The organism is Marinobacter sp. GH_1 (assembly GCF_048595985.1).
Taxonomy (GTDB): domain Bacteria; phylum Pseudomonadota; class Gammaproteobacteria; order Pseudomonadales; family Oleiphilaceae; genus Marinobacter; species Marinobacter shengliensis.
This window is the reverse complement of record NZ_CP184460.1, coordinates 3,041,953-3,066,367: the sequence shown is the minus strand read 5'-3', so window position 1 is coordinate 3,066,367 and position 24,415 is coordinate 3,041,953. Positions and strand designations below refer to the sequence as shown.

24 protein-coding genes are annotated in these 24,415 nt (G+C 58.4%); 13 read left to right on the top strand and 11 right to left on the bottom strand.

Annotated features, from left to right (window positions below; translation table 11 throughout):
• The first annotated feature begins 26 nt into the window (after window positions 1-26).
• Genes ACNSOI_RS13905 through ACNSOI_RS13895 form a run of 3 tightly spaced genes read left to right on the top strand, consistent with a single transcriptional unit; the run spans window position 27 to window position 2,909 of the window.
• Window positions 27-866 (top strand): 23S rRNA (adenine(2030)-N(6))-methyltransferase RlmJ, encoded by an 840-nt coding sequence (locus tag ACNSOI_RS13905; protein ID WP_420194307.1) that lies wholly within the window; start codon window positions 27-29, stop codon window positions 864-866.
• An 18-nt stretch (window positions 867-884) separates the two neighbouring features.
• Window positions 885-2,096, top strand: a complete 1,212-nt coding sequence (locus ACNSOI_RS13900) for a hypothetical protein (protein WP_420194306.1) — start codon at window positions 885-887, stop codon at window positions 2,094-2,096.
• A gap of 9 nt (window positions 2,097-2,105) precedes the next feature.
• Window positions 2,106-2,909: a mechanosensitive ion channel family protein gene (locus ACNSOI_RS13895; protein ID WP_106694953.1), complete on the top strand. Its 804-nt coding sequence runs from the start codon at window positions 2,106-2,108 to the stop codon at window positions 2,907-2,909.
• Here the strand turns inward: ACNSOI_RS13895 and dctP are convergent.
• Together dctP and ACNSOI_RS13885 are read right to left on the bottom strand one after the other, a co-directional pair.
• The gene (dctP, locus tag ACNSOI_RS13890) at window positions 2,906-3,961 is read right to left on the bottom strand and encodes a TRAP transporter substrate-binding protein DctP (protein WP_420194305.1); all 1,056 of its coding nucleotides are present in this window, start codon (window positions 3,959-3,961) and stop codon (window positions 2,906-2,908) included. The genes ACNSOI_RS13895 and dctP overlap by 4 nt on opposite strands.
• A 171-nt stretch (window positions 3,962-4,132) precedes the next feature.
• Window positions 4,133-4,513 (bottom strand): DUF4168 domain-containing protein, encoded by a 381-nt coding sequence (locus ACNSOI_RS13885; RefSeq protein ID WP_058092126.1) that lies wholly within the window; start codon window positions 4,511-4,513, stop codon window positions 4,133-4,135.
• Between the two features lie 220 nt (window positions 4,514-4,733).
• On the opposite strand from ACNSOI_RS13885, the gene ACNSOI_RS13880 reads away from it, so the two are divergent.
• Genes ACNSOI_RS13880 through ACNSOI_RS13865 form a run of 4 tightly spaced genes read left to right on the top strand, consistent with a single transcriptional unit; the run spans window position 4,734 to window position 8,757 of the window.
• Window positions 4,734-6,206, top strand: coding sequence for an ATP-binding protein (locus ACNSOI_RS13880; protein WP_061331627.1), 1,473 nt, complete (start codon window positions 4,734-4,736; stop codon window positions 6,204-6,206).
• Window positions 6,203-7,588, top strand: coding sequence for a sigma-54-dependent transcriptional regulator (locus tag ACNSOI_RS13875; RefSeq protein WP_286251138.1), 1,386 nt, complete (start codon window positions 6,203-6,205; stop codon window positions 7,586-7,588). Before ACNSOI_RS13880 ends, ACNSOI_RS13875 begins: the two co-directional genes overlap by 4 nt.
• Window positions 7,581-8,486 carry a DMT family transporter gene (locus tag ACNSOI_RS13870; RefSeq protein ID WP_106694957.1) on the top strand — a complete coding sequence of 302 codons (906 nt, stop codon included), beginning with the start codon at window positions 7,581-7,583 and terminating at the stop codon, window positions 8,484-8,486. Before ACNSOI_RS13875 ends, ACNSOI_RS13870 begins: the two co-directional genes overlap by 8 nt.
• Window positions 8,479-8,757: a GIY-YIG nuclease family protein gene (locus tag ACNSOI_RS13865; RefSeq protein ID WP_106694958.1), complete on the top strand. Its 279-nt coding sequence runs from the start codon at window positions 8,479-8,481 to the stop codon at window positions 8,755-8,757. Before ACNSOI_RS13870 ends, ACNSOI_RS13865 begins: the two co-directional genes overlap by 8 nt.
• Here ACNSOI_RS13865 and ACNSOI_RS13860 read toward each other — a convergent pair.
• Window positions 8,735-9,628, bottom strand: a complete 894-nt coding sequence (locus ACNSOI_RS13860) for an alpha/beta hydrolase (RefSeq protein WP_420194304.1) — start codon at window positions 9,626-9,628, stop codon at window positions 8,735-8,737. The genes ACNSOI_RS13865 and ACNSOI_RS13860 overlap by 23 nt on opposite strands.
• A 70-nt stretch (window positions 9,629-9,698) precedes the next feature.
• Here ACNSOI_RS13860 and ACNSOI_RS13855 point away from each other — a divergent pair, with 70 nt between their 5' ends.
• Complete coding sequence (locus tag ACNSOI_RS13855; protein ID WP_061331622.1) at window positions 9,699-10,688, top strand: alpha/beta hydrolase; 990 nt, start codon at window positions 9,699-9,701, stop codon at window positions 10,686-10,688.
• A gap of 57 nt (window positions 10,689-10,745) precedes the next feature.
• Window positions 10,746-11,402 carry an OmpA family protein gene (locus tag ACNSOI_RS13850; protein WP_061331650.1) on the top strand — a complete coding sequence of 219 codons (657 nt, stop codon included), beginning with the start codon at window positions 10,746-10,748 and terminating at the stop codon, window positions 11,400-11,402.
• Between the two features lie 88 nt (window positions 11,403-11,490).
• On the opposite strand, the gene ACNSOI_RS13845 is transcribed toward ACNSOI_RS13850, so the two are convergent.
• Window positions 11,491-11,775: a hypothetical protein gene (locus ACNSOI_RS13845; protein ID WP_061331621.1), complete on the bottom strand. Its 285-nt coding sequence runs from the start codon at window positions 11,773-11,775 to the stop codon at window positions 11,491-11,493.
• A gap of 198 nt (window positions 11,776-11,973) precedes the next feature.
• Complete coding sequence (gene serA / locus ACNSOI_RS13840) at window positions 11,974-13,203, bottom strand: phosphoglycerate dehydrogenase (RefSeq protein ID WP_061331620.1); 1,230 nt, start codon at window positions 13,201-13,203, stop codon at window positions 11,974-11,976.
• A 187-nt stretch (window positions 13,204-13,390) separates the two neighbouring features.
• Between serA and ACNSOI_RS13835 the strand changes: the two genes are divergently transcribed.
• The gene (locus ACNSOI_RS13835) at window positions 13,391-14,794 is read left to right on the top strand and encodes an FAD-binding oxidoreductase (protein ID WP_138437144.1); all 1,404 of its coding nucleotides are present in this window, start codon (window positions 13,391-13,393) and stop codon (window positions 14,792-14,794) included.
• Between the two features lie 32 nt (window positions 14,795-14,826).
• Window positions 14,827-15,504: an SIR2 family NAD-dependent protein deacylase gene (locus tag ACNSOI_RS13830; protein ID WP_286251124.1), complete on the top strand. Its 678-nt coding sequence runs from the start codon at window positions 14,827-14,829 to the stop codon at window positions 15,502-15,504.
• Window positions 15,505-15,564: 60 nt separating this feature from the next.
• Here ACNSOI_RS13830 and ACNSOI_RS13825 read toward each other — a convergent pair whose 3' ends face one another.
• The 5 genes from ACNSOI_RS13825 to ACNSOI_RS13805 form a co-directional block, all read right to left on the bottom strand.
• Window positions 15,565-16,869: an ABC1 kinase family protein gene (locus ACNSOI_RS13825; RefSeq protein ID WP_420194303.1), complete on the bottom strand. Its 1,305-nt coding sequence runs from the start codon at window positions 16,867-16,869 to the stop codon at window positions 15,565-15,567.
• 59 nt (window positions 16,870-16,928) lie between these two features.
• Window positions 16,929-17,591: a fumarylacetoacetate hydrolase family protein gene (locus tag ACNSOI_RS13820; protein WP_072676648.1), complete on the bottom strand. Its 663-nt coding sequence runs from the start codon at window positions 17,589-17,591 to the stop codon at window positions 16,929-16,931.
• A 21-nt stretch (window positions 17,592-17,612) separates the two neighbouring features.
• Window positions 17,613-18,155 (bottom strand): adenine phosphoribosyltransferase, encoded by a 543-nt coding sequence (locus ACNSOI_RS13815; protein ID WP_152438733.1) that lies wholly within the window; start codon window positions 18,153-18,155, stop codon window positions 17,613-17,615.
• A 22-nt stretch (window positions 18,156-18,177) separates the two neighbouring features.
• A complete protein-coding gene (locus tag ACNSOI_RS13810; RefSeq protein ID WP_061331616.1) occupies window positions 18,178-19,476 on the bottom strand; it encodes an NCS2 family permease in 1,299 nt (432 codons plus the stop codon).
• Window positions 19,477-19,613: 137 nt separating this feature from the next.
• The gene (locus tag ACNSOI_RS13805) at window positions 19,614-20,231 is read right to left on the bottom strand and encodes a trimeric intracellular cation channel family protein (protein WP_420194302.1); all 618 of its coding nucleotides are present in this window, start codon (window positions 20,229-20,231) and stop codon (window positions 19,614-19,616) included.
• A 223-nt stretch (window positions 20,232-20,454) separates the two neighbouring features.
• On the opposite strand from ACNSOI_RS13805, the gene ACNSOI_RS13800 reads away from it, so the two are divergent.
• Window positions 20,455-21,024: a BLUF domain-containing protein gene (locus ACNSOI_RS13800; protein ID WP_061331614.1), complete on the top strand. Its 570-nt coding sequence runs from the start codon at window positions 20,455-20,457 to the stop codon at window positions 21,022-21,024.
• A gap of 163 nt (window positions 21,025-21,187) precedes the next feature.
• Window positions 21,188-22,168 carry an NADPH:quinone oxidoreductase family protein gene (locus tag ACNSOI_RS13795; RefSeq protein ID WP_374812332.1) on the top strand — a complete coding sequence of 327 codons (981 nt, stop codon included), beginning with the start codon at window positions 21,188-21,190 and terminating at the stop codon, window positions 22,166-22,168.
• 392 nt (window positions 22,169-22,560) lie between these two features.
• Here the strand turns inward: ACNSOI_RS13795 and ACNSOI_RS13790 are convergent, their stop codons facing one another.
• A complete protein-coding gene (locus ACNSOI_RS13790; RefSeq protein ID WP_420194301.1) occupies window positions 22,561-24,390 on the bottom strand; it encodes a long-chain-acyl-CoA synthetase in 1,830 nt (609 codons plus the stop codon).
• Window positions 24,391-24,415: the final 25 nt, after the last annotated feature.

The window sequence follows — 24,415 nt, the reverse complement described above, 5'->3', positions numbered from 1 at the left end:
TGGGCGCCTGAGATCAGGAGCCCGATATGCTGAGTTACCTTCACGCCTTTCACGCTGGCAACTTCGCCGATGTGCAAAAACACGCTGCCCTCACGCTTGCGCTGGCCATGATGCAGGCGAAAAAGACCCCGATTGCCTGTTTTGATACCCACGCCGGCAGTGCCATATACGATCTGGCCAGCGACCGGGCCAGGAAAACGGCGGAGGCCGACAGCGGTATCCAGCGATTGTGGGCCATGCGCCAGAGGCTGGCGTCAACGGACTGGCGCCCGATGCTGGAGGTGTTGGCAGGTCATAATGGTGCTGGTGAAACCCTGGCCCATTATCCCGGTTCTCCCGCCTGGTTTGCGGAATTTGCCCGCCCTGGTGATTCCGTGACGGCCTTTGAGCTGCACCCGTCCGAGGGGCGAGCCCTGGAAATCTGGGCCCGTGATGCCGGTGTCCGGGTGCTGCAGCAGGATGGACTGGCAGGACTGGTCCGACAGTTGCCTCCGCCCCAGCCAAGACTGCTGACCCTGATAGATCCCTCCTATGAGATCAAAGACGATTACCAGCAGGTTTCGGATACTTTGCACAAGGCATGGAAAAAATGCCGTCACGGGGTCTATCTTATCTGGTATCCCATCCTCACCAGCGGATTGGAGCGGCGCCTGATCAGCGAGCTGGAAAAAGGCGACTTGCGCAAGATCCTGCGCCATGAGGTGCGGCTGGATCAACCGCCGGAGCGCGGCATGGTCGGTTCAGGTTTGTTGGTGGTGAATCCGCCCTGGGGCTTTGAACAACGCTTCATGGCTATGATGGATGATGTGCAGGGCGACGCAGGGCTTGGCTTATCTCAGTCCCTGAGCTGGCTGGTTCCGGAATAATCTGGCGGGAGTATCGCATTGGCGAATGACGTTGTAGAAGACCACCCGTATCTGCCTGGCGGACTGATTGCGCTGGACCAATGGAAAACCCCTGAGACCTCGGTTCAGAAAACCATCCGCGGCGCCTTTCGGGACATTCTTGACCAGTTGAGAGCCGGTATCAGTCCGGAGGAGCAGGCATTCCAGAGCCTGGATGATCTGCCGATGCTGTCTGGGGATCGGCTGAAGGAATTTGCACCGGAACCGGATGCCGCATTGCTGGCGCAGGTATTGGTGGACCAGTTCGATCAGCTACACCGTGACGGAGCCTGCCATCGTGAGGTGAACTTTGTGGTGGCGCCTCCGTTTTCCGGGGTGAAGGAAGCCCTGCGCTGCCTGTCCCGGAGAGTGCTGACACCTCCGGATAACCTGTTGATGACAGAGCAGGACGCTGGCGCCTGGTGGGACGAACAACTGTCCGGCGGCGACTGGGTGATTCCGGAACTTGCGGATTTCTGGCTCAGGCATCCGGGCGGGCTGAATCTGCTTCGGGAACTCTTCGCTCGCATCGCGCTGGACCATGCCGGTAATGGCATGGTTGGCTGTTCCAGCTGGTGCTGGCAGTTCTGGCGCCAGTATTCACCGGAGCTCAGCCTGGCACCTTACACCCTGGCGCCGCTGACTGGTGAGCAATTGACCCGGTGGCTGGATTACCTGGCGTCCGGCCAGGGAGAGCAGCAGGTTACTGCCAGAATGACCCGCGATGGGTTGTATGTTCTGCCGGCACCCGGGCAGGACTCTGACCTGAAATACAGCAGCTTTAACCAGGACCTGGCAACCCTTGCCCGGGGCAACCGGGGTGTTGCGCTCGCTATCTGGCAACGTACCTTGCGGGCCCGGCCCGAGAAAGACGATGAAGACTCGGGCAAGGAAGTTGTCCGGCTGGCCGGGCGTCGGTGCTGGGTTGCTCCGCTGGATCAGATCAGCCTGCCCTCGGTGCCTGCGAGTGCCGGGCGACAGCCGAGCCACATTCTGCATGCTTTGTTGTTGCACGACGGCCTTGATACCGAGCAGGTGGCATTGGTGACCGGGCTACAGAAACAGGATATTGCCTTGACTCTGGACCGGCTAATCCGGTCCGAGCTGGTTGGCCGAGCACCTGAATCGGATGTGTATCGGGTCACCCCACTGGGGTACTCCGCCGTTCGCAAGAACCTTCAGGCCCGGGGCTATCCCGTGGATGGTTTCTAGGAGATCTGGATGGGCGATTTCGGTTTCAAGGAGACATTTGCTTCGATCACTACTGACGCGTTGCTGAATGCATTGATGGTGGTGATACTGGCATCTTTAGTGATCATGCTGGTGCAGAAGCTGCTTCCGGCCCTCGCGGGGAAGCTCGGGGGCAAACTCAGGCTTTACCTGCTGGCGTCAGTACCGCTTCTGCGGTTACTGATTATTGTGCTGACCATTGTGACGGTGGTGCCCATCCTGGTGGAGCCGTCTTTTGAGAACATGGTGGCAATTTTCGGGGCCCTGGGCCTAGCGCTGGGGTTTGCCTTCAAGGATTACGCCAACAGTCTGATCGCGGGCATTGTGACCCTCTATGAGATGCCTTATCGCCCGGGGGACTGGATTGAGGTGAACGGTCGGTACGGTGAGGTGAGGTCGATCGGTACTCGGGCAGCGGAGATTGTCACCCTGGATGACACCGTGATCGTGATTCCCCACAGCCTGTTGTGGAATACGCTGCTGGCGAACGGCAATGACGGCACCGACAACCTGATGTGTGTGGCCGAGCTGCACCTGGACCCAAACCACAACGTGGCGCGGATGCAGCAGCTGTTTCGGGACGTGGTGTTTACCTGCCCGTTGACCAAAACCTATCAGCCGGTGATTGTGACCGTTTCCGCCACTGACGACGCCATGCGCTATCGCCTCAAGGCCTACCCATTGGAGCCCAGGGAGCAGAGCCGGTTTATCTCGGACCTGACCGCAAGGGCGGCCGATGTCTGTGCCCGGGAAGGCGTTCGGATGGTATCAAAGCGGGTGACAGACGCAGCCTAGGGCTGCGTCCATTCGTCCACAAATTCCAGCAGGGCCCGGCCGGTTTCACCGGTCTGTTCAAGGTATTTGTCCCGTACCGGCAGGCTGGCTTGCCGGAATCGTTCCCGCTCCTCCTGGTTAAGCCGGATTACCTGAATTCCGCCGGTTTCCACCATGCGCTCCAGTCGCTGCTGATTAAGGGCTTCCTGGCTGTCCCAGGCGAACTCCGCCAGATCGCGCACCGCCTCGTTCAGCCAGGTGCGTTCCTGTTCGGGCAGGTTGTTGTACCACTGCTGATTAGACACGATCGAGGCGACAAAATAGGACGCCTGTGCCATGGTGAGGGTGGTCTGCACCTCGTGGAAGTCCATTTCCTCAATGGCAAACACCGGGTTGGTCTGGCCGTCGATCTTGCGTAGCTGAAGGTCACTGTAGACTTGGGAATAGGGCGTCTGAACCGGCTCCGCCCCGTACGCACGGTAAGCCTCGGCAGCCATGTTTGACGTCATCGTACGGATGCGCAGGCCCTGGAAGTCGTCTGGCGAGCGCAGGGGCTGATTGGCGGTCCAGGTCATCCAGCCTTCCGAAATAAAGCCCAGTAATTGCAGGCCGGTTTGCTGGTAGGGCTGCTGGAACTGTGAGATCAACTCCGGATCTTCCAGCAACTGCCGCGCGGCTTTCGGTTGCTCGGGCATAAGAAAGTGCAGGTTGAAAATGCCAGATTCCGGAACCGTGTCGGCCAGGTGGCCGGGTGAGGCAAAGGCCAGGTTCACCGAGCCATTGCGGGCCAGCTCGGTGAGCTGGGTGGATGTTCCCAGAGAACCATAGGGAAAAACATCCACTTCAATGCGGCCGTCGGAAAGTTCCTCAATGTAAGCCCGGAACGTCTCCGCGTACTGATGCTGCACGCTCCCCTCGATTTCCTCCAGGGCAAAGCGCCAGGTAATCGGATATTTCTCCGAGATGGTTTGCTGGCTGCTTTGGTCGCCGGGTGACGGGTCGTCGGAACATCCGGAAAGCATCGCGGTGCAGGCGGCCAGTGCCAGCCAGTGGCGGACGTGGTTTTTGATCATAGCGGGCGGACTCCGGTCCGGAAAGATGAAAAGCTGTCGGTTTCTCCTGACGGAAAAGGTACCACAAGATAGCTCAGGAGGCAGATCCGGAGGGGGGCAATATCACCGGGCAGGAAATAAAAAGCCCCGCCTGGGGCGGGGCTGAAGGACGAACCGGTTTGCAGGGTTCGTTTACATCATTGAGTCAACGCGGTTACGTACTTCCGGGTTGCTGCTGTAAGCCGTTGCGATGGCGTTATAGGTCGGAATATCCATGCCGACTTCCTCGATCACGCCCACCATCTTGTCGTTGGCTTCCATTTGCAGTTCCTGGGCCTCTTGCTGGGAATCGGCCGCTTCAATCTTGGCAATGTAGTCCTCACGAACTTCCATTACGCCGGATTGCGCTTCCACGAACTGCTGCAGCTCGGAATCGCTGTAGTTGGCATCCTGAGCATTCTGGGCCGCTGGGTCTGCGTATTCAGCGCCTTGCTGAGCATCTTGCTGGGCAATGGCAGGTGCAGCCGCGAGCATGGCCAGGGAAGCGGTAATGGAAATCAGCAGTTTATTCATAAACAAGCTCCTTGAGGTTTGGCAGAAATTTGAGAAGTTCTGCCGGTTTGTGAAACACACAATAGACTTAACAAGTGCTGTGCCAACTTTCGAAAATAAATATAAAGTCAATAAAAACAGCAGCTTGAGTTTATCCCAGCATTACGTTCGGGTAATCCAGGTTGTGGCGAAATGCCACATGTGGCACAAATGCTGTGACACTTCTACATAGGAATCGCTCATGGCTTCCCTTGGCCGCCGAATTGGTGACCTGTTTCGTTCGCTGCAGTTGACGCTGGTTCTGAGCATCGTGGTTCCGCTGCTGATGTTCAGCGGTATTGCGATATACATCGGCCTGGGCGCGGTCGAAAAAGCATTGAATGAGCGCCTTCGTGAAGACCTCGAGCTGGTTGCCAGGGCGGTCAGCGGCCCGCTGTCCAATGCCCTTGTGGAGAAAGACGAACTGGTGCTTGGGGAATCCCTCAAATCCATCTTCCAGATTGGCCGCATTTCCGGGGCGTCCGTGTTTGATGAAGAAGGTAACCGGGTGGCGAGCCTTGGGGTGGCGGATTCTGACGTCACCAACAGCGTGAGTGCCGAGCGGGTGATCGCCAGTGGCGAGCTGGGCGGTGCTTTCCGGCGGGTTGATGGCGAATCGGTGTTTTCGCAGTTCACGCCACTGGTCGGCGAAGACGGCCGCATTCAGGGGCTGCTACAGGTGACCAGGCAGCGCAGTGACTTCCACGACCTGGTGGCCTCCAGCCGCTGGTGGGCGGTGGGTATCTGGTCTGTGCTGGCTATGACCATCATCCTGGTGGTGGTGCTGGGGCATTACCGTACTGTGGGGCGCCACGTGAATGGATTGATGGAGAACATGGATAAACTGGCGCCTGGCCGTTGGCTTCTGGCGACCCCTGCGGCCGGCCCTCGGGAGTTGCGACAGATTCATCGGGGTATTCGGGATATGGGCCGGCGCATGGGCGATGCCGAGGCCGAGATCGAAGACCGGATTGCCCGGGAAAGAGCGCTGGCCGAACAACTGGAGTACCAGGAGAAGGTGGCCATGATTGGCCGCGTCGCCGGCGGGGTTGCCCATGAGTTGGGGGCGCCGCTGAATGTGATTCAGGGCCGTGCCCGGATACTCGCCAGGGCGGGGCTGCCGGACGATCAACAGCGGCACCTTAAGGATATTGAGCACCAGGTGCAGCGGATGACCACCATCATTCAGCAATTACTGGACTGTTTCCGGCACGTGCCAGACTCCAGGCGACCACTGGACCTGTCTGATGTTCTGCGAGACGTTCTGGCCCGCGCATCCGAAGACGAACGGTGCAGTCGTTGTCAGCTTGAGACCCAAGGCATTGATCAATCCATGCCCACCCGGGCTGAGCCGCTACGGGTTGGCCTCGCCTGCCTGAATGTTATCCGTAATGGCTGCCAGTCTGCCCGCAGCCGGCTAAGGGTAACGGCCCATCAGTCCGATGATTGCTGGGAAATCCGGATAGAGGATGACGGGCCGGGTATTGCGCCTGAGGATAGGGACAAGATCTTCGAGCCCTTCTACAGTACCCGTCCCGCCGGCGAGGGCACCGGCCTGGGGCTGGCCGTTGTGAACAGCGTCATAAAGGAACATGGAGGTCGTGTGGGTGTGGAGGAGAGTAGCCTGGGCGGGTGTCGAATGAGTCTGTATTTTCCCAGGGAGACCGGCGTATGAGTGATTCGGTAGCAACCATACTACTGGTTGAGGATGACCAGAGCCTGGGCCAGTTGCTGGCCGAAGAGCTGGAGATGGACGGTTACACCATGCTCCGGGCCGGGACCGTTGATGAGGCCCGGCAGCAGCTGCGGGAACAACGGCCAAGCCTGATCGTCTCGGACCTGCGACTGCCGGATGGCGACGGCCTGCAGGTGCTGTCGTTTCAGCAGGCAGAGCATCCGGGCATTCCCTTTATCGTGATTACCGCCTTTGGCACGGTCGATCAGGCGGTGGATGCACTGAAAGCCGGTGCCGATGATTTTCTGACCAAGCCACTTTCGACGGACCACCTGAGGCTCAAGATAAAGCGGCTGTTGGCCCAGGCGGACATCAACCGGCAGTTGGCGGAGATTCAGGCCAGTCAGAATGGTGGAAATAACCTGGGCCTGGTGGGCGACAGTCCGGCCATGGCGCGCTTGCGCACCGAAATCCGGCAGGTGGCCCGTAGCCAGGCGGCGGTTCTGATCAACGGTGAAAGCGGGACCGGCAAGGAGCTGGTGGCCCGGGCAGTGCACCAGCAGAGTGATCGGGCCGGGCAGGCGTTCCTGGCCGTAAACTGTGCGGGCATTCCGCCGGACCTGATGGAAAGTGAATTCTTTGGCCATGAAGCCGGCGCCTTTACCGGCGCCAGACAGGGGCGCAAGGGGCTGTTTGCGGAAGCCAGTGGTGGCACCTTGTTGCTGGACGAGATTGGTGAGATGCCCCTGGCTCTGCAGGCCAAGCTGCTACGGGTGCTTCAGGAAGGCTCCATCAAGCCGGTCGGCTCTGATCATGAGGAAACCGTGGATGTGCGGATTCTCGCCGCCACCCACGTTGATCTTATGAAGGCGGTGGAGCAGGGGGAGTTCCGGGAGGATCTGTACTATCGCCTGGAAACCCTGTCTCTCGGTATTCCGCCACTTCGGGAACGGGGTGAGGATGTTGAATTGCTGGCCATGCATTTCCTCAAGGAAGCCTGCCGCCGCCACAACCGGGGGTTTATCAAACTCAGTGATGTGACCCTTCGAGTGCTTCGGGACTATCCGTTCCCTGGTAACGTTCGGGAGTTGTCCAGTGCCGTTGAGCGGGCGGTTACCTTCTGCGAGGGCGATACCATTCAACCGGAGCATTTGCCGGAGCGCATCCGAAAGCGTCAGGGGGTCTCTCCCCAGCCTTTGGCGGCACCGGGTTCGGTCAATCTGTCAGAGTGGCCAACGCTGGAGGCCTTACAGCAGGACTATGTGCGCCGGGTGATGGCGGCGGTGGATGGCAATAAACGCCGGGCGGCACAGATTCTCGGTATCAACCGCCGCACACTCTACCGTTGGCTGGAGACGGAAACAGGGTCGGCCAATGACTAATCAGAAACAGGCCATGCTCTATGGTCTGGCGACAGTGCTGCTTTGGTCAACTGTGGCAACCGCCTTCAAACTGGCCCTGGCCGAGCTGGCTCCGGTGCAGATGTTGCTGGTGGCTTGCGCCGCTTCAGTATTGGTCATGGGTGGAATCCTGATGGCCCAGGGCCGTTGGCGTCTGGTGTTTGGGCTATCCCGCCGGCAGTACCTTCAGTCCATCGGGATGGGGTTGATCAATCCGTGCCTGTACTATTTCCTCCTGTTCGGCGCCTTTGACCGCCTGCCCGCCCAGGAGGCGCAGCCGCTCAACTACACCTGGGCGCTGGTGCTTGCTTATCTTTCGGTGCCCTTTCTGGGCCAAAAACTGCGCCGCATCGACATCCTTGCTGGTCTGGTTTGTTATGCCGGCGTGGTGGTCATTGCTACCCGGGGCGCGGTCACCAGCCTCAGCTTTTCAGACCCGCTGGGCGTCGCCTTCGCGTTGGGTAGCACCCTGGTGTGGGCCAGCTACTGGATTATTGCCACTCGCGACACCCGTGATCCGGTGGTTGGCCTGTTTCTGAATTTCCTGTTCGGCTTGCCGTTCATAACCCTGGCGTGCTGGTACACGGTGGGGCTCGACTTGCCACTGGGCGGGTCCCTGACAGCGGCGGTTTATGTTGGTGTATTCGAGATGGGAATTGCCTTTGTGCTCTGGTCCCAGGCTATGAAAAAGGCTGAGAACACGGCGAAGGTCAGCAACCTGATCTTCATCTCACCGTTTCTGTCATTGGTATTTATCTACTTCATCCTCGGCGAAACCATCATGCCGTCTACCTACGTCGGGCTGACGCTGATCATGGCCGGGTTGTGGTTGCAGCAGCAGAAGGTTCGGGTTCGACAGCGGGGGCTCGACCATGGATGAGGGCTGGTACCTCTATCTGGTTCGCACCAGAACCGGCAGCCTGTATACCGGCATTACCACAGACGTGGAACGCCGCTTATCAGAGCATCAGGCCGGGGCCCCCAAAGGGGCCCGCAGCCTGCGGGGCAAAGGGCCTTTGACTCTGGCATTCCAGGCATCGGTCGGCAACCGTAGCCGGGCCTCGCAACTGGAATGGCAGGTCAAACGCTGGTCCAAAGCCCGTAAAGAAGCGCTTATCAGAGGTGCTCTCAGCTTGCCAGATGGGTCCTGACATGGTCGGCGGCAACCTGCACGGCCTCGGTGGCGCGGTCCAGTTGGCCGCAATGGACCTGAAACACGTGCCACAGGTTATTGTAGATCTCCAGACGGGTTGCTACGCCATCTCGCTTGGCGACATCTGCCAGCCGGGTAGCATCGTTCAGCAGGATTTCCTCGCTGCCAACCTGGATCAGTAACGGCGGCAAGTTATCCAACTGGCCATACACCGGCGATACCAGTGGCGTGGTCAGCGGTGTGTCGCCGGCGTACATTCGGGCGGCGTTGGCGGTCCAGCTTTCCTGTAACACCGGCTCGCGTTCCGGCTGATAGAGCGCGCCCTGGCTGAGATCAACCCAAGGCGAGAAACAGGTGATTGAGGAGGGCAGCGGGTGTTTGTGGTCACGCAATTTCATCGCCAGAGCGATGGATAACCCGCCGCCGGCCGAATCACCGGCCAAGGCAAGGCTATTGGCCGACAGCCCCTGGTTGATCAGCGCCAGGTAAACGGATTCGGCATCATCCAGCGCCGCCGGGAACGGATGTTCCGGAGCCAGTCGGTAATCGGGGGTAATCACTTCGCACCCGGACAGCTTGGCCAGGTGCCCGGTGATACCCCGATGGGTGCTGGCGGAGCCAATGATGTAGCCGCCGCCGTGGAGGTAGAGGATCGTTCCGGATGGCGTTGCTGTTGCCGTGGTTCGCACCACGGGAACATCGCCCAGATCGTCCCGGACAAACCGGGCGCTGCGCGGCGGTACGGACGACCGGTAGGCCTGGCGAATCAGCTGGCGTTGTAGTTTCAGGGGTACAGCATTCGAGAGCATCGGGCGGACCAAGCGCTGCATTGTCTGGCGCAGCCCGGCTTCAAGAAGCGGCTGGAACATCTGTGTTCTCCCTCGTGAATGCGTTAGGATGTCGAACAATTCTCGATTCATGACAGGCGTTTAACTCTACGTGTACTGGAAAACAGATACCATAGAAATTCCGAACTGGGACAGACATTCTTTGCTGGATCGTCTGGAACCCTTTGATCCGGCCATCAACCGTGAACTCAGTGTCGAGATGGAGGCCTACTGCCGTTTTTATGGCCTGGACTTATGGGTAGAGCACCCGGAGGTTACTTACCATCAGGGTTACATCAAGGCTGAACGGCATGAGGTGATGGTTCATTACTTCCGGCTGCCGGAGTCGTCTGCCCCCAAAGGCACGGTGTTCATTCTGCATGGTTACTTTGATCATGTGGGGCTGTACACGCAGCTGATTGACCGCTGCCTTGGGGCCGGTTTTGATGTCTTGGCCTACGATCAGCCCGGGCACGGGTTGTCCAGCGGTACGCCGGCAGCCATAGGTAGCTTTCTGGAGTACCAGGCGGTGTTGTCGGAGGTGATGGCCCATGTGCGGGATAAAATCCGCGGCCCCTGGTTTGCGGTAGGACAGAGTACGGGTGGGGCGATTCTGATCGACTACCTGTTATCGAATCACCATAACCGGGAAACCTCGGATTTCCGCAGGGTGGTGTTGCTGGCGCCACTGGTTCGTCCCATGGGGTGGTTGGGCGCCAAGATTCTGCACAGTCTGGTCAAGCCGTTCCTGACCCGCTGGCGGAGGGTGTTCGGAGCCAACAGTGGCAACGCGCGCTTTCTGGACTTTCTGCGGGAGCATGATCCCCTCCAGGCCAGGGCCGTGCATGTGGATTGGGTGACGGCCCTGCGTAAATGGGTGCCACATATAGAATCGGCACGGCCGGTGGATTTTCCGGTGACGGTGGTCCAGGGGGAAAAGGATCTGACCGTGGACTGGCAGCACAATTTGCGGATTATCCGGAATAAATTTGCCTCAGTAAGGGAACAAAGAATCCCGGATGGGCGTCATCATCTGGTAAACGAAGCGCAGGATTTGCAGGCGACGGTGTTTAACACCATTATTGATACGTTCGCGGAATAACACATTGGTTTGCGCCACTTGGTGGCCGCCAGTCAGGAACTGAAGCAGGAGATAGCAGTGAAAAAGACCATTCTTGCCTTTGCAGTGGCAACCGTTGGCCTCAGTGGCTGTATGACTTACGACCCTTACACTGGTGAGGAGAAGACCTCCAGTGCCACCAAGGGCAGTATTATTGGTGCTATCGGTGGTGCTGCTGTGGGTGCGGCAACCTCCAGCAAAAGTGACCGCGGCAAGGGCGCATTGATCGGTGCGGCCGGTGGGGCGGCCATCGGTGGCGGTATCGGCTACTACATGGATCGTCAGGAAGCCGAGCTGCGCCATAAGCTGGAAGGCACTGGCGTTCGGGTGGTTCGTAACGGTGACCAGATTGAATTGATCATGCCTGGCAACATCACTTTCGATACCAACCAGTCCACCATCCGCCCTGGCTTCAACGACACCCTGGAATCCGTGGCTCTGGTGCTCAAGGAATTCGACAAGACAATTATCCAGATCGAAGGCCACACCGACAGCACAGGATCTGAAAACTACAACCAGCTGTTGTCAGAGCGCCGCGCGTCATCCGTTCGTGACTTCCTGCTGAATCAGGGTATTGAGCCGCGCCGGACCCGCGCTGTGGGCTATGGCCAGCGTTACCCGATCGCCTCCAACGACACCGCTTCTGGCCGTGAGCAGAACCGTCGTGTTGAGTTGACCCTGGTACCGATGCAGTAAAGCCCGGCCGGGTTTTGCCATCGCCCAACGAAAAAGCCCCGGCTGCAAAGACCGGGGCTTTTTGTTTGCCGTGTTGGCAGGTGTGGCATCAGTTGGTGTTACTGGGCAGCCACTCATCAATGCGTTTTTTGAGTTCATCCAGCTGGTTCTCGCCAGACTCTTTCAGCTCGCCCAGCTTGGTTCGGGCCGTTTCAATCTGGTCTTCCATGGCCTGGATGCGTTCTGAGAAGTCCCTCTGAATCTTGGCCTCAGCTTCTTCGTCCTTTGCTTTGGCAATTTTCTCATTGGCCTCGGCTCTCAGACTTTCGATCTGTTTGCTCCAGTGCTCTGTCTGGGTTTCCAGTTTTCGCTGCAAAGAATCCTTCAATGACATAGCTAACTCTCCTGTCGGGCCGGGCATTTACCACGACCGTTTCAATGAGTGGTACCTACCAGCATGGCCTCGGGTGCTGGAAACTCAAGGGCATCAGGATTAAGTTTTGTTGAAGTCACCTTGATTCGGGGTATTGTGGCCCGAAATGGCATAAAAAAACCGGAGCCAGGCCCCGGTTTTTTAGCGTAAGCACTGCGCTCAGAACAGTACCCGACAACGGATAGTGCCTTTCACCTGGCGCAGTTTTTCCAGCGCCAGTTCGCCGTAGGCCTTGTCGACATCAATAACCACATAGCCGATGTCTTCCTTGGTTTGCAGGTACTGGCCACAAACGTTGATGCCGTTCTCGGAGAATACCTGGTTGATCTCGGACATCACGCCTGGCACGTTTTCGTGGATGTGCAGCAGGCGGTGCTGGTTCGGGTGCGACGGCAGGGCCACTTCCGGGAAGTTCACAGAGGATACGGAGGTGCCGTTGTCGCTGTACATGGCCAGCTTCTCGGCTACTTCGCGACCAATGTTTTCCTGGGCCTCAATGGTAGAACCGCCCACGTGCGGGGTCAGGATGCAGTTGTCGAACTCGCGCAGCGGAGAGATGAACTCTTCATCGTTGGACTTCGGCTCAACCGGGAACACGTCTACCGCAGCACCCAGCAGCTTGCCGGAACGGAGGGCGTCGGCCAGGGCGTCGATGTCGACCACGGTGCCCCGGGATGCGTTCATCAGGATGGAGCCAGGCTTCATCTGGGCGAACTGCTCGGCCTTGAACATGTACTTGGTGGCCGGCGTTTCCGGTACGTGCAGGGAAACCACGTCTGCGATGTTCAGCAGTTCCTGCAGGGTGCCTACCTGGGTGGCATTACCAATCGACAGCTTGGAGACCACATCGTAGAAGTACACATCCATGCCCAAGCCTTCGGCCAGAACACTGAACTGGGTACCGATATTGCCGTAGCCGATGATGCCAAGCTTCTTGCCACGGATTTCGTAGCTGTTCTTGGCGGATTTCAGCCATTCGCCCCGGTGCGCCTTGGCGCTCTTCTCAGGCACGCCGCGCAGCAGCAGGATGGCCTGGGCCAATACCAGCTCGGCGACGGAGCGAGTGTTGGAAAACGGTGCGTTGAATACCGCAACACCACGGCGGGTGGCGGCTTGCAGGTCGACCTGGTTGGTGCCAATACAGAAACAGCCCACGGCCACCAGCTTTTTGGCAGCGTCAAATACCTTCTCGGTCAACTGGGTGCGGGAGCGAATACCGACGAAGTGCGCATCGGCAATCTTCTCGATCAGCTCTTCCTCGCCCAGGGAATGGGACAGGTACTCAATGTTGGTGTAACCCGCAGCGTTCAGGGTATCAATGGCGGATTGATGCACGCCTTCCAGCAGCAGGATCCGGATTTTGCTCTTTTCGAGAGACGTATTTGACATGGGCTTGCTTCCGAACCTTTCGTCACGTGAAATGACCGCGGCCGGGGATCGTCAACCCGGCTCACAGAACAGGGGCGGTATGATACCATAAAAGGAACTTTTCACAGCGCGCCGGTTTGCCTGAATCAATTCCTTGCGAATCGCCGAACCACAGGCCCGGCCCAAACCTGACGAGACTGACGCATCCATGAATTCCGAACAGATCATTGCTTCCCTGAAAGAGCTGGTAGCCGCCGGTGACGCACCGGGAAAAGTGCTGACGGACCCGGCCGACCTGGACACCTATGGCAAGGACTGGACCAAGATCTATCCCCCCAAACCATTGGCAATTGTTCTGCCCAAGAGCACTGAGCAGGTGCAGGCGCTGGTGAAGTTTGCCAATGATAACCAGATAGCGCTGGTGCCCTCAGGCGGACGCACGGGTTTGAGTGCCGGTGCGGTGGCGGCGAACGGTGAGGTGGTCGTCGCGTTCGACAACATGAACCAGATTCTGGATTTCAACGCCAGCGACCGCATTGTGCGTTGCCAGGCTGGGGTGGTCACTGAACAGTTGCAGAATTTTGCCGAAGAAAACGGCCTGTACTACCCGGTGGATTTTGCCTCAGCGGGTTCCAGCCAGCTGGGCGGCAACCTGTCCACCAATGCCGGTGGCATCAAGGTGATCCGCTACGGCATGAGCCGCGACTGGGTGGCCGGCCTGAAAGTGGTCACCGGAAAGGGCGATATCCTGGACCTGAACAAGGACCTGGAAAAGAACAACACCGGCTACGACCTGCGCCATCTGTTTATCGGTGCCGAGGGTACCCTGGGCTTTATTACCGAAGCCACCATGAAGCTCACCCGCCAGCCAGACAACCTGACGGTGCTGGTGCTGGGGCTGGGGGACCTGACCAACACCATGGATGTGCTGCAGAAGTTCCAGAGCAAGCTGGACCTGACCGCCTACGAGTTCTTCTCCCATCAGGCCATGGGCCACGTTCTGGCTCACGGCCAGGTGCAGGCTCCATTTGAAACAGAAGCACCTTACTACGCGCTGCTGGAGTTCGAGGCAGTCTCTGACCAGGTGATGGACGATGCCATGGCGCTGTTCGAGCACTGCGTAGAGGAAGGCTGGGTGCTGGACGGCGTGATCAGCCAGAGCGAGACCCAGGCCCAGAACCTGTGGCAGCTGCGGGAGCGGATTTCCGAGTCGATTGCCCCGCGTACGCCCTACAAGAATGATATTTCCGTGGTCGTGTCCAAGGTGCCGGGTTTCCTGCAGGAAATCGAAAGCGTGGTGACCGACCACTACCCGGACTTCGAGATCATCTGGTTCGGCCACATTGGTGATGGCAACCTGCATCTGAACATTCTCAAGCCTGAAGGCATGGCCAACGAGGATTTCTTCGAGAAATGTCAGCAGGTGAACAAGTGGGTGTTCGAGATTGTTGAGCGCTACCAGGGCAGTGTGTCCGCCGAACACGGTGTGGGCATGACCAAGAAGCCCTACCTGCAGTACACCCGCAGCGAGGCGGAAATTGCCTATCTGCGCGGCATCAAGCAGGTGTTCGACCCCAATGGCATCATGAACCCGGGCAAGATTTTCGATTGATCCGGGTTCGTTGAAGGCGAGGTTTTCGGCGAGTGCAGGAACACATAGTCGTGCTCACCGGCGCTGGTATCAGCGCTGAAAGCGGTCTCTCCACCTTCCGCGACAGCGGCGGCCTGTGGGAGCAACACAGCGTGTACGACGTGGCCACGCCGGAGGCCTTTGCCCGTAATCAGGAACTGGTGCTGCGTTTCTACAATGAGCGCCGGCACCAGCTGGAATCTGCCCAGCCCAATCCTGCCCATCGCCTGCTGGCCGAGCTGGAAAGCCGCTACCGCGTCACGGTGGTTACCCAGAACGTGGATGACCTGCACGAGCGGGGCGGCTCCACCAACGTGCTACACCTTCACGGCGAACTCACCAAGGCCCGCAGCTCTGGTTTTCCTGAGCTGATTTACGACATCGGCTACAAGGAAATTCACCCCGGCGATGTATGCGAACGCGGCACCCAGCTGCGGCCGCATATTGTCTGGTTCGGTGAGGAAGTGCCGATGCTGGATGCGGCCGCTGAGGTGGTTCGTACTGCTGACCGTCTGCTTATTGTTGGGACATCCCTACAGGTCTACCCGGCTGCCGGACTGGTTTACGAGGTCGACATCGATGTGCCCATCACCGTGATTGATCCCGGCGAGCCGGCCTCGGTTTCCAGGGCAAGGGTCATTCGTAAAGGTGCGAGTGATGGCTTGAGTGAGTGGGTCACGATGTTGGGCTAGCACCCATGTTTGGAGTGCTGCTGTGCTACATATTTGGCACTCCCCGACAGGGCCCGTTCCTCAACCTCTCAGGTATTTTTCCAATTCTGATCTGAAAGCTGCCTGTACACCCAGTCGTTTCAACATCCAGTAATGCCCGGCAATCATCCGGTCTATAAAGATGCTCTCCACGGGCGGCTTGAAGTAATCCAGGTATTTGAACACGGTGCTGGTTTTTGCCGCTACGTGCTTGTGGATGTCGGCCTCGGCAAAGTCGTAAGGCTCATCATTCAGGAACGGAATGATCAGGATGTCTCGCCACATGGCGTAGTAGGCTTCGTCTACTGCTGGTTGATTATCAACCCTGGCGCCAAGATCGATCAGATATTGATCGAGAGCCTGGTAATCTTCATCCAACGCTGCAATCAGTGCTTTTCGGTACGCCTCCACAATCTCCGGCTTCAGTTTTTTAACACAGCCAAAGTCGTACATGATGATGGTGCCATCCGGCCGGTAGGCGAAGTTGCCGGCGTGTGGGTCGCCGTGGATGCACTGGAAGCGGAACAGCTGGTCGGCCATGATGGTGAAGATGCGGTGGCCGATGTCGTTGAGGGTTTCCTGGCTGTAGCGTTCCGGGGTCACCTGGCTGACATGGTCGCCTTCCACCAGTTCCAGGGTCAGTACCCGCCGGGTGGAGTGGCTGTCGACCACCTCCGGAATAACCACCCAGGGCTGGTCTTTGTGGAATTCGTGAAAGAGTTTGAGATTGCGGGCTTCGTTTTCGTAGTCCAGTTCTTCTTTCAGGCGCAGGCGGATTTCGCCGAACAGCTGGTCTACGGTCTCCTTGGGCATTTTCAGCAGGCCGCCCAGCTTCAGGGCCAGGCGTAGCTGTTTCAGGTCGGAGTCGCAGGATTCGTCAACGCCGGGGTACTGCACCTTGACGATCACATCGGTGCCGTCGTGCAGCCGAGCACGATGTACCTGGCCGATGGAGGCGGATGCGTAGGGGGTTTCCTGCAGGTACTCGAACAGTTCGCCCACCGGTTTGCCCAGCTCGCTCTCCACCTGCGCAAGAATGACATCGAAAGGCATGGGTGGGGCTTCTTTCTGGAGCTTTTCCAGAGCCTGGGAAAACTCTTTGGGCAGGAAGTCCTGGGTCTGGGACGCAATTTGCCCCACCTTCATCACTGCACCCTTGAGTTCACCCAAGGTGTCGGCAATCTCGCCGGCCATACGGGTGTAACTCTCGCTACGAGCGCCTTCGTCGTCGACCGTGCGGAACATGCGCCGGGCCCTTTGGCCCGCGTACTGGCCCGCCACGGAGGCTGTCATGCCTGCGAGTTTGAAGAAGCGTCCTGTACGGGACGTAACCGGTTTCTTCGCCATGGTCCTGTCTGTTTCCCTGAAACGCGTGGTTCGCCTGAATATGCGTTCAGGCGGGCAAATCAGACCACTGTTGTCTCCACAAACAGCACATCTTCCAGTTCCAGCGACAGGGTCTGGCCGGAGACCAGTGGCCCGACGCCTTTGGGAGTTCCGGTCAGCACCACGTCCCCGGGCTGCAGGGTGAACTGGCTGCTCATGTGGGCGATCAGCGGCACAATGGGGTTCAGCATATCACGGGTGTCGCCGGTCTGTTGGCGTTGTCCGTTTATGTCCAGAGTGAAACGGATGTTGCCTTTGGGAAGCTTGTCGGCAGCCACAAACGGGGAGAGCGGGCAGGCGCCGTCAAAGGCCTTGGCCCGCTCCCAGGGCTGGCCTTTCTCCTTGAGCTTGCTTTGTACATCCCGCAGCGTCAGGTCCAGCGCCAGGCCGTAGCCCAGAATGGCCCCCTCGGCTTCGCTGGCAGAAGCGTTGGTGAGCGGCCGGCCGATGAGCACGGCCAGTTCGGTTTCAAAGTGGACTTCGCCCTGGTTGCGGGGGAAGTCCAGAGGGCGGGTAATATGTACCGCTGCCGTTGACGGTTTGATGAACAGCAACGGCTCGTCGGGCACCGGGTTATTCAGTTCCCGCGCGTGCTCAGCGTAGTTGCGACCAATGCACACGATTTTGCCCAGGGGTAGATGAACCGGTGTGCCATCTTTCCAGTGATGTTGATAATCGGGCATGGTCGCCTCCTTTAACGGTGGTTATTCTCCCTCGAACGAACACACAGTATAAACCTGCAGGCCGTCTTCCTGCAGCTTGCGCGAACCGCCCAGGTCTGGCAGGTCGATCATGGCGGCTACTTCCACGATTTCCGCGCCAATGCGCCGAATCAGTCGGGTTGCGGCCAGCATGGTGCCGCCGGTGGCAATCAGGTCGTCTACCAGCACCACTTTATCGCCCGGCTTGAAGGCGTCCTTGTGCAGCTCCACCGACGCCGTGCCGTATTCCAGCTCGTAGTCTTCCACCAGGGTATCAAAAGGCAGTTTACCCTTCTTGCGCACCAGTACCAGTGAGGCGTTGAGCTCATAGGCCAGGGCCGAGCCGATGATAAAACCGCGGGCATCCACCGCGGCCACGGCGTCGATTTGCTGGCCATGGTAGCGGTGCACAAAGGCGTCAATCAGCTTGCGGAACGCGGTCTTGTCTTGCAGAACCGTGGTGATATCCCGGAAGGAAACCCCGGGCTTTGGCCAGTCCGGCACGGTGCGGATGGCTTTCTTTATACTCTCGGAAAAATAATCCATAACTCACCTGTGTGGACCCGGCTTACGCCAGATCCAGAAACATGAATTTCAGAACGAAGACAACGGCGATGGTGGTGACGCTCCAGTTCAGATCAGACCATTTGCCGGCCAGGGCCTTGACTGCCACGTAGGTGATAAAGCCGAGGGCAATACCATGGGCGATAGAAAACGTCAGCGGCATCATCAAGGCGGTGACGATGGCCGGAGCGATGTCGGTGATGTCGTCCCAGTCCACCAGTTTCAGACCGCTGGCCATCAGACAGGCAACGTAAAGCAACGCCGGGGCCGTTGCGTAAGGCGGGATAACGCTGGCAATGGGTGAGAACAGCAGGCAGGCCAGGAACAGCAGGGCGACCACGACGGCGGTCAGGCCGGTGCGGCCACCTGCCGCGATACCGGCGGTGGATTCCACATAGCTGGTGGTGGTGGATGTACCCAGTGCAGAGCCCGCCATGGTTGCTACCGAATCTGACATCAGGGCCCGGCCCAGGCGCGGCAGCTTGCCGTCTTTATCCAGCAGGCCGCCTTTTTGGGCAGCGCCCACCAGGGTGCCGGAAGTATCGAACAGGTCCACAAACAGGAAGGCAAACACCACGCTGATCATGCCTACGTTCAGGGCGCCAGCCAGGTCCAGCTGCATAAAGGTGGGGGCAATGCTTGGTGGGGCCGACACAAGCCCCTGATACTCCACCATGCCCAGCATCATCGCGATCACGGTAATGGCGATAATGCCGATCATCACAGAACCGGTGATCTGACGGAAAGACAGCGCACAGATCAGCACAAAACCACCGAAGAAAAGCAGTGCCTCGGGAACCATGACGTCACCCAGGCTGACCAGCGTCGCGGGGTGATCCACTACAATACCGGCGTTTTTCAGGGCAATCAGGGCCAGGAAGAAGCCAATGCCGGCAGAAATACCAAACCGCAAAGACATGGGAATGGAATTGATGATCCACTCCCGCACCTTGAAGATGCTCAGCAGGAAGAACAGAAAACCGGAGAGAAATACCGCGCCCAGGGCCACCTGCCAGGTGTACCCCATGCTGCCTACCACTGTGAACGAGAAGAACGCGTTCAGGCCCATGCCCGGGGCCAGTGCGATGGGGTAGTTGGCCCACAAGCCCATAATCAGGGTGCCGATCACTGCCGCCAGGCAGGTCGCAACAAATACCGCACCGAAATCCATGCCGGTGGAGGACAGTAGGCTGGGGTTGACCACGATGATGTACGCCATGGTCAGGAAGGTGGTAATGCCCGCTACCACTTCTTTACGAACATTGGTGCCGTGGGCCTGGAGTTGGAACAGTCGTTCAAGCATGACGGGGGTCTGCCTCTCGGGATGCCTGGGTTGGGGTTTGAAACTCTGTTTACGTGCGGAAATCGTGAACTGGGTGAAAAAACGGCAATCTTACCGGCTCACGGGTCTCAGGCCAAGGCCAAGGAATGATTGACCGTTCAGCCCGTGCTGTGATCTCGCTGTAGCCGGATATCGAAACGGACGGCCACCATGCGTACGGTTACTATGAACAACAGGCCGATGGTCAGGGCGATAGACTCGCTTTCCAGGAACCACTGGCACACAAAGTACAGCCAGCATCCGGCGAATGCGATGGAGGCGTAGATCTGATCCTTACGAAAGATGAAGGGCACTTCGTTGCACAGAGTGTCGCGCAGTGCGCCGCCGAAGCAACCCGTCATTACGCCGAGCATGGACGCGATAAACCAGGAATGGCCCAGGTCCAGCGCCAACTGGGCGCCGAGAATCGAGAAAATGCCGAGGCCAATGGCATCCGGGAAAACAATACGGGATTCCTTGAGGCTGTGCGCCCGGCTCCAGTAACTGAATACAATCGCCATGGCCAGAATCAGGATAGGCTGCTCCTGGTGCTTGATCCAGTACAGCGGGTGGTTATCCATGATCAGATCCCGCAACGTGCCGCCACCCAGCGCAGTAATAAAACCGATGGCAAAAATGCCCACGGGGTCCATGTTCTTCGAACGAGCGACAATCATGCCGGAAATGGCAAATGCCACAACCCCAATCATTTCAAGTGTATAGATGATGTCGAACATGGCCGGCTCTGGGGCAGAAAGTGTACGTAAGCAAGGGTGATCAAACGGGAGTGCGAAGGATAGCCGAAAACGGGCTTGGATTCACCTGACGGCACCCCACCTGTGCCGAGAAATGATGAAGAACGGAGACAGGATACAGAATTACCTGAAGAGTGATCTGCCAGCCGCTGACATGGCGTATGTTAAACGACCCCCGTTTTCATTGATCCGGAGTACACCATAAATGCCGCTGATTCGCCTTGCCTACGCCAGTGAAGCAACCTTTGAAGCCAAACCTCTGGAGAAAGGGGTTGAGCCCCACGTTGCCCGTATTCTGCTTGTGTCTCGTCGGAACAACGGAAAAGTAGGGCTTGTAGGCGGGCTGTATTACGGTGACAACCGCTTTTTCCAATATCTGGAGGGTGAAGAGGAGGCCGTTCGGGACACTTACCAGAGAATTCTTCAGGACCCAAGGCATCGTAATGTCCGGACGTTGATCGAGGAGCCGGTGGCCGAGCGGTCGTTCACAAACTGGTCGATGAAGTACGTGCCGGCCTCTGCAGATGTTCAGGCATTTCTTCAGAAGCACCACTTGCCAGAGTTCAATCCATCCGCTTTTGACAGCACCCAGTGTGAAGAAATGATCGACCTGATCCGCCGCTCCAGTCAGGACCAGAAGCTGGTCAACTACGACGAGCCGGTCCGCAGTACGTCACCCGCCCCACAAACGCTGTCACCAGGCCTTAAAGCCGGGCTGGTTGTTGCTGCGGTGGGCCTGGTCGTGGCGCTGGCGGTCAGCGCGACTATGTTGTAGGGCTGAATCAGCGTGGTTTATACGAAACGATAAGCGATCTTGATTTGCTTCATGATGCAACTGCGTTTAGCTTGGTGCGATTCAATAAAAAAGCTGAACAAGACGCCGCTTGAGCCCGAACACTGCAGTTACGCTGATCGGCCCCAAGGTATCAGGAGAGATCATGAAAGCCATTCTGTGCAAAGAATACGGACCTGCCGAAAACCTGGTTATTGAAGACATCCCAAGCCCGGAGGCCAAGGGCCGGGGCGTGAAAATCCGGGTGAAGGCCGCGGGCCTCAACTTCCCGGATACCCTGATCATAGAGGGCAAATACCAACTGCAGCCACCCATGCCATTCTCACCGGGCGGCGAGCTGGCGGGTGAAGTGCTCGAAGTGGGCGAGAAAGTCACCCGCTTCAAGCCAGGTGACCGGGTAGCGGCCCTCACAGGCTGGGGTGCGTTTGCTGAAGAAGTGGTTGCCCCCGAATCCAACCTGTTGCCCCTTCCAGACGGCATGCCTTACGAACAGGCGGCCGGTTTCATGATGGTGTATGGCACCTCCTATTATGCGCTGAAACAGCGGGCTAACATTCAGCCTGGCGAGACCTTGCTGGTGCTTGGCGCCAGCGGTGGTGTTGGTCTGGCGACCGTTGAACTAGGCAAGGCCATGGGCGCAAAGGTAATCGCGGCGGCCAGCACAGCCGAAAAGCTGGAGGTGGCCAAGGCCGCCGGCGCTGATGAGCTGATCAACTACTCTGAAGAATCCCTGAAAGAAGCGGTGAAGAAGCTCACCAAAGGCAAGGGTGTGGACGTGATCTACGACCCGGTCGGCGGCGACTTCACCGAACAGGCCCTGCGTTCTATGGCCTGGAACGGCCGCCACTTGATCATCGGCTTTGCCGCAGGCGATATTCCAAAGGTACCGGCAAACCTGACGTTGCTGAAGGGCTGTTCGGTGGTCGGGGTGTTCTGGGGCAGCTTCACCCAGCGGGAGCCGGAGGCCAGTGCGAAGAACATGATGGAGCTGTTGCAGCTGTACAGCGAGGGCAAAATCGACCCGAAGGTCAGCGAAATTTTCGAGTTCGACCAGTACGCCGAGGCTCTGGGAGCCCTGACTGGTCGCCGTGCCACGGGTAAGATTGTTCTTCGGGTTGGTTCCTGAACCTTGGTCTGAGCTGGTTTCCTAGCCTTCTGGTTCAGGTGTGCGCCGGGTTGGGGACGTCTTCCAAAAAAACGCTACGAGCACATCCATGTGCGCTTCGTTCGGGCCATCCCTGGCCCTCAAGATTTTTTGGAAGACGTCCCCAACCCGGCGTTCGAGCATCGAGGAATAGTCATCTGAATAATGACGCTGGTGAGTCCTGTTTTTGCTGACTATTGTCCCGAAATTCGAGGGTGAGAGTGGGGACTCCCTCCCAAAAATCTCGGAGGCCATGGATGGCCGGAGCGAAGCGCACATGGATGTGCTCGTAGCGTTTTTTGGGAGGGAGTCCCCACTCTCACCACCCCCGAAACCCGGCAGGCTAGGGCCGAACTAGCCCCCACCACCAAAAGTCAGAACCGAACACCACCAGCATCGATATCGGCCACCAACTCCGGCGTAAGCTGCGTGTACGAGGATGAGCCCGGAAGCCACGCGTAAACCTCCTCATGGGGGCGAGACAGAGAGTAGCCAAGCTTCTGGATATCCACCTTCCGGTACTTGAACGTGCCCGTCTTCTCGATGGCGTGGGTTACCCGCACGAAAACCGGTATCGCATACGGTGGCAAATTGTCCTGAAGATAGGCGAACAGCCTGTCCGCATCAAAAGACGCCTCCGGATTCTGCGGCACCAGCGTCACCATGCCGGCTTTGCCATTGGTGTTCGGAATCTCCACGCCGTAGACAATTGCCTCCTGAACCATGCCGGAGCCGTCGATAATGTTCTCCACCTCGGTGGTGGAAACATTCTCACCCTTCCAACGGAAGGTATCGCCCATGCGGTCGACAAACTGCAGGTGCCGGCAGCCGATTTCCTTCAGCACATCGCCGGTGTTGAACCAGGCATCGCCTTTTTTGAAGGCATCACGAAGGATCGATTTTTCCGTGGCCTCTTTCTGGGTGTAGCCCTCGAACGCCCACTTCTTGTTGATCTCGCCGATCAGCAAACCCGGCTGGCCTTTTTTCACTTCTTCCAGGCGACCTTTGCTATTTCGGATCGGGTCGCGGGTGCCCTCATGGTACTTCACCAGCTTGTACGGGGCGGTGGAGAAGCCCACGGTGTTGTCCATGTTGAAGAAGTTGCTGAAGCCGATGTTGCCCTCAGACGAGGCGTAAAGCTCCGCCACTTTGTCGATGCCGAAACGCTCCTTGAACTCGGTCCAGATCGACGGGCGCAGGCCATTGCCGATCATTTTGGTCAAATGGTGGTTGCGGTCCTGTGCGCTGGGGGGCTGGTTCAGCAGGTAGCGGCAGAGTTCACCGACGTAGCCGAAGGTGGTGGCGTTGTATTTCCGGACGTCGTCCCAGAACGCGCTGGCGGAGAACTTGCGGCGCAGGGCGATGGCGGAGCCGCCGGCCAGTACCGAGCCCCAGCACACCAGCAGCGCGGTGCCGTGATACAGGGGCAGGGTGCAGTAGAGAACGTCTTCCGGTTCCATGGCGAGGGACAGCATGCCAAAGCCGCCATAGGCCCGGATAAACTTGCGATGTGAGCCAGGGGCGGCCTTGGGCAAGCCAGTGGTGCCGGAGGTGTACAGATAAACAGCCGTATCGCCCATAGTAACGTTGTTGGAGAGCATGGGACGGGTGGAAGACCGCTGGCTGACTTCGAGCGCCATGTTGGTGTAGCCCTGCGGTGCTTCACCAAACGTATTGAGGGTATTGGCATCGGCCAGGTACTGCAGGGGCTTGGTGTGGCGTAGCTGGATGTCGTCACGCACGCCCTCGGCGTGGTCAACCAGTTCAGCGCCCACCACCAGCATACGGGGCTGGATCAGGTTGATGCTGTGGGCCAGGACCTTGCCCTTCTGTGAGGTATTCAGCATGGCGCAGGCCACGCCGACCTTGGCGGCGCCAACCACGGTGGCCAGCAGTTCCGGGCGGTTATCCAGCAGCACGGCAATGGCGTCGCCCTTCACCAGCCCCTGGTCCTTCAGGTAATGGGCAACCCGGTTGCTCCATGCGTCGAGCTCTGACCAGGTAATGGTGCGATCATCAAACAGAATGGCCGGGCGTTGGGGGTATTTGTCGGCGTTGCGTTCAACCAGCCGGCCCAGCGTCAGGTCTTTGTTGTCGTCCTTCAGCCGGTAGTAATAAAGCCCCTTGGCCACATAGGGGAATTTTTTCAGGACCGTTGGCAGGCTGCGTAGGATGTCGCGCGCGGTTACGATGTCTTGGCTCATGTTGCTTCCGTTTCAGTCGTCATTG

Coding starts and splice junctions, on each gene's coding strand:
- ACNSOI_RS13905 (WP_420194307.1), top strand. CDS start 27: ATGCTGAGTTACCTTCACGCCTTTCACGCTGGCAACTTCGCCGATGTG.
- ACNSOI_RS13895 (WP_106694953.1), top strand. CDS start 2,106: ATGGGCGATTTCGGTTTCAAGGAGACATTTGCTTCGATCACTACTGAC.
- dctP (WP_420194305.1), bottom strand. CDS start 3,961: ATGATCAAAAACCACGTCCGCCACTGGCTGGCACTGGCCGCCTGCACC.
- ACNSOI_RS13885 (WP_058092126.1), bottom strand. CDS start 4,513: ATGAATAAACTGCTGATTTCCATTACCGCTTCCCTGGCCATGCTCGCG.
- ACNSOI_RS13880 (WP_061331627.1), top strand. CDS start 4,734: ATGGCTTCCCTTGGCCGCCGAATTGGTGACCTGTTTCGTTCGCTGCAG.
- ACNSOI_RS13875 (WP_286251138.1), top strand. CDS start 6,203: ATGAGTGATTCGGTAGCAACCATACTACTGGTTGAGGATGACCAGAGC.
- ACNSOI_RS13870 (WP_106694957.1), top strand. CDS start 7,581: ATGACTAATCAGAAACAGGCCATGCTCTATGGTCTGGCGACAGTGCTG.
- ACNSOI_RS13865 (WP_106694958.1), top strand. CDS start 8,479: ATGGATGAGGGCTGGTACCTCTATCTGGTTCGCACCAGAACCGGCAGC.
- ACNSOI_RS13860 (WP_420194304.1), bottom strand. CDS start 9,628: ATGTTCCAGCCGCTTCTTGAAGCCGGGCTGCGCCAGACAATGCAGCGC.
- ACNSOI_RS13845 (WP_061331621.1), bottom strand. CDS start 11,775: ATGTCATTGAAGGATTCTTTGCAGCGAAAACTGGAAACCCAGACAGAG.
- serA (WP_061331620.1), bottom strand. CDS start 13,203: ATGTCAAATACGTCTCTCGAAAAGAGCAAAATCCGGATCCTGCTGCTG.
- ACNSOI_RS13835 (WP_138437144.1), top strand. CDS start 13,391: ATGAATTCCGAACAGATCATTGCTTCCCTGAAAGAGCTGGTAGCCGCC.
- ACNSOI_RS13825 (WP_420194303.1), bottom strand. CDS start 16,869: ATGGCGAAGAAACCGGTTACGTCCCGTACAGGACGCTTCTTCAAACTC.
- ACNSOI_RS13820 (WP_072676648.1), bottom strand. CDS start 17,591: ATGCCCGATTATCAACATCACTGGAAAGATGGCACACCGGTTCATCTA.
- ACNSOI_RS13815 (WP_152438733.1), bottom strand. CDS start 18,155: ATGGATTATTTTTCCGAGAGTATAAAGAAAGCCATCCGCACCGTGCCG.
- ACNSOI_RS13810 (WP_061331616.1), bottom strand. CDS start 19,476: ATGCTTGAACGACTGTTCCAACTCCAGGCCCACGGCACCAATGTTCGT.
- ACNSOI_RS13805 (WP_420194302.1), bottom strand. CDS start 20,231: ATGTTCGACATCATCTATACACTTGAAATGATTGGGGTTGTGGCATTT.
- ACNSOI_RS13800 (WP_061331614.1), top strand. CDS start 20,455: ATGCCGCTGATTCGCCTTGCCTACGCCAGTGAAGCAACCTTTGAAGCC.
- ACNSOI_RS13795 (WP_374812332.1), top strand. CDS start 21,188: ATGAAAGCCATTCTGTGCAAAGAATACGGACCTGCCGAAAACCTGGTT.
- ACNSOI_RS13790 (WP_420194301.1), bottom strand. CDS start 24,390: ATGAGCCAAGACATCGTAACCGCGCGCGACATCCTACGCAGCCTGCCA.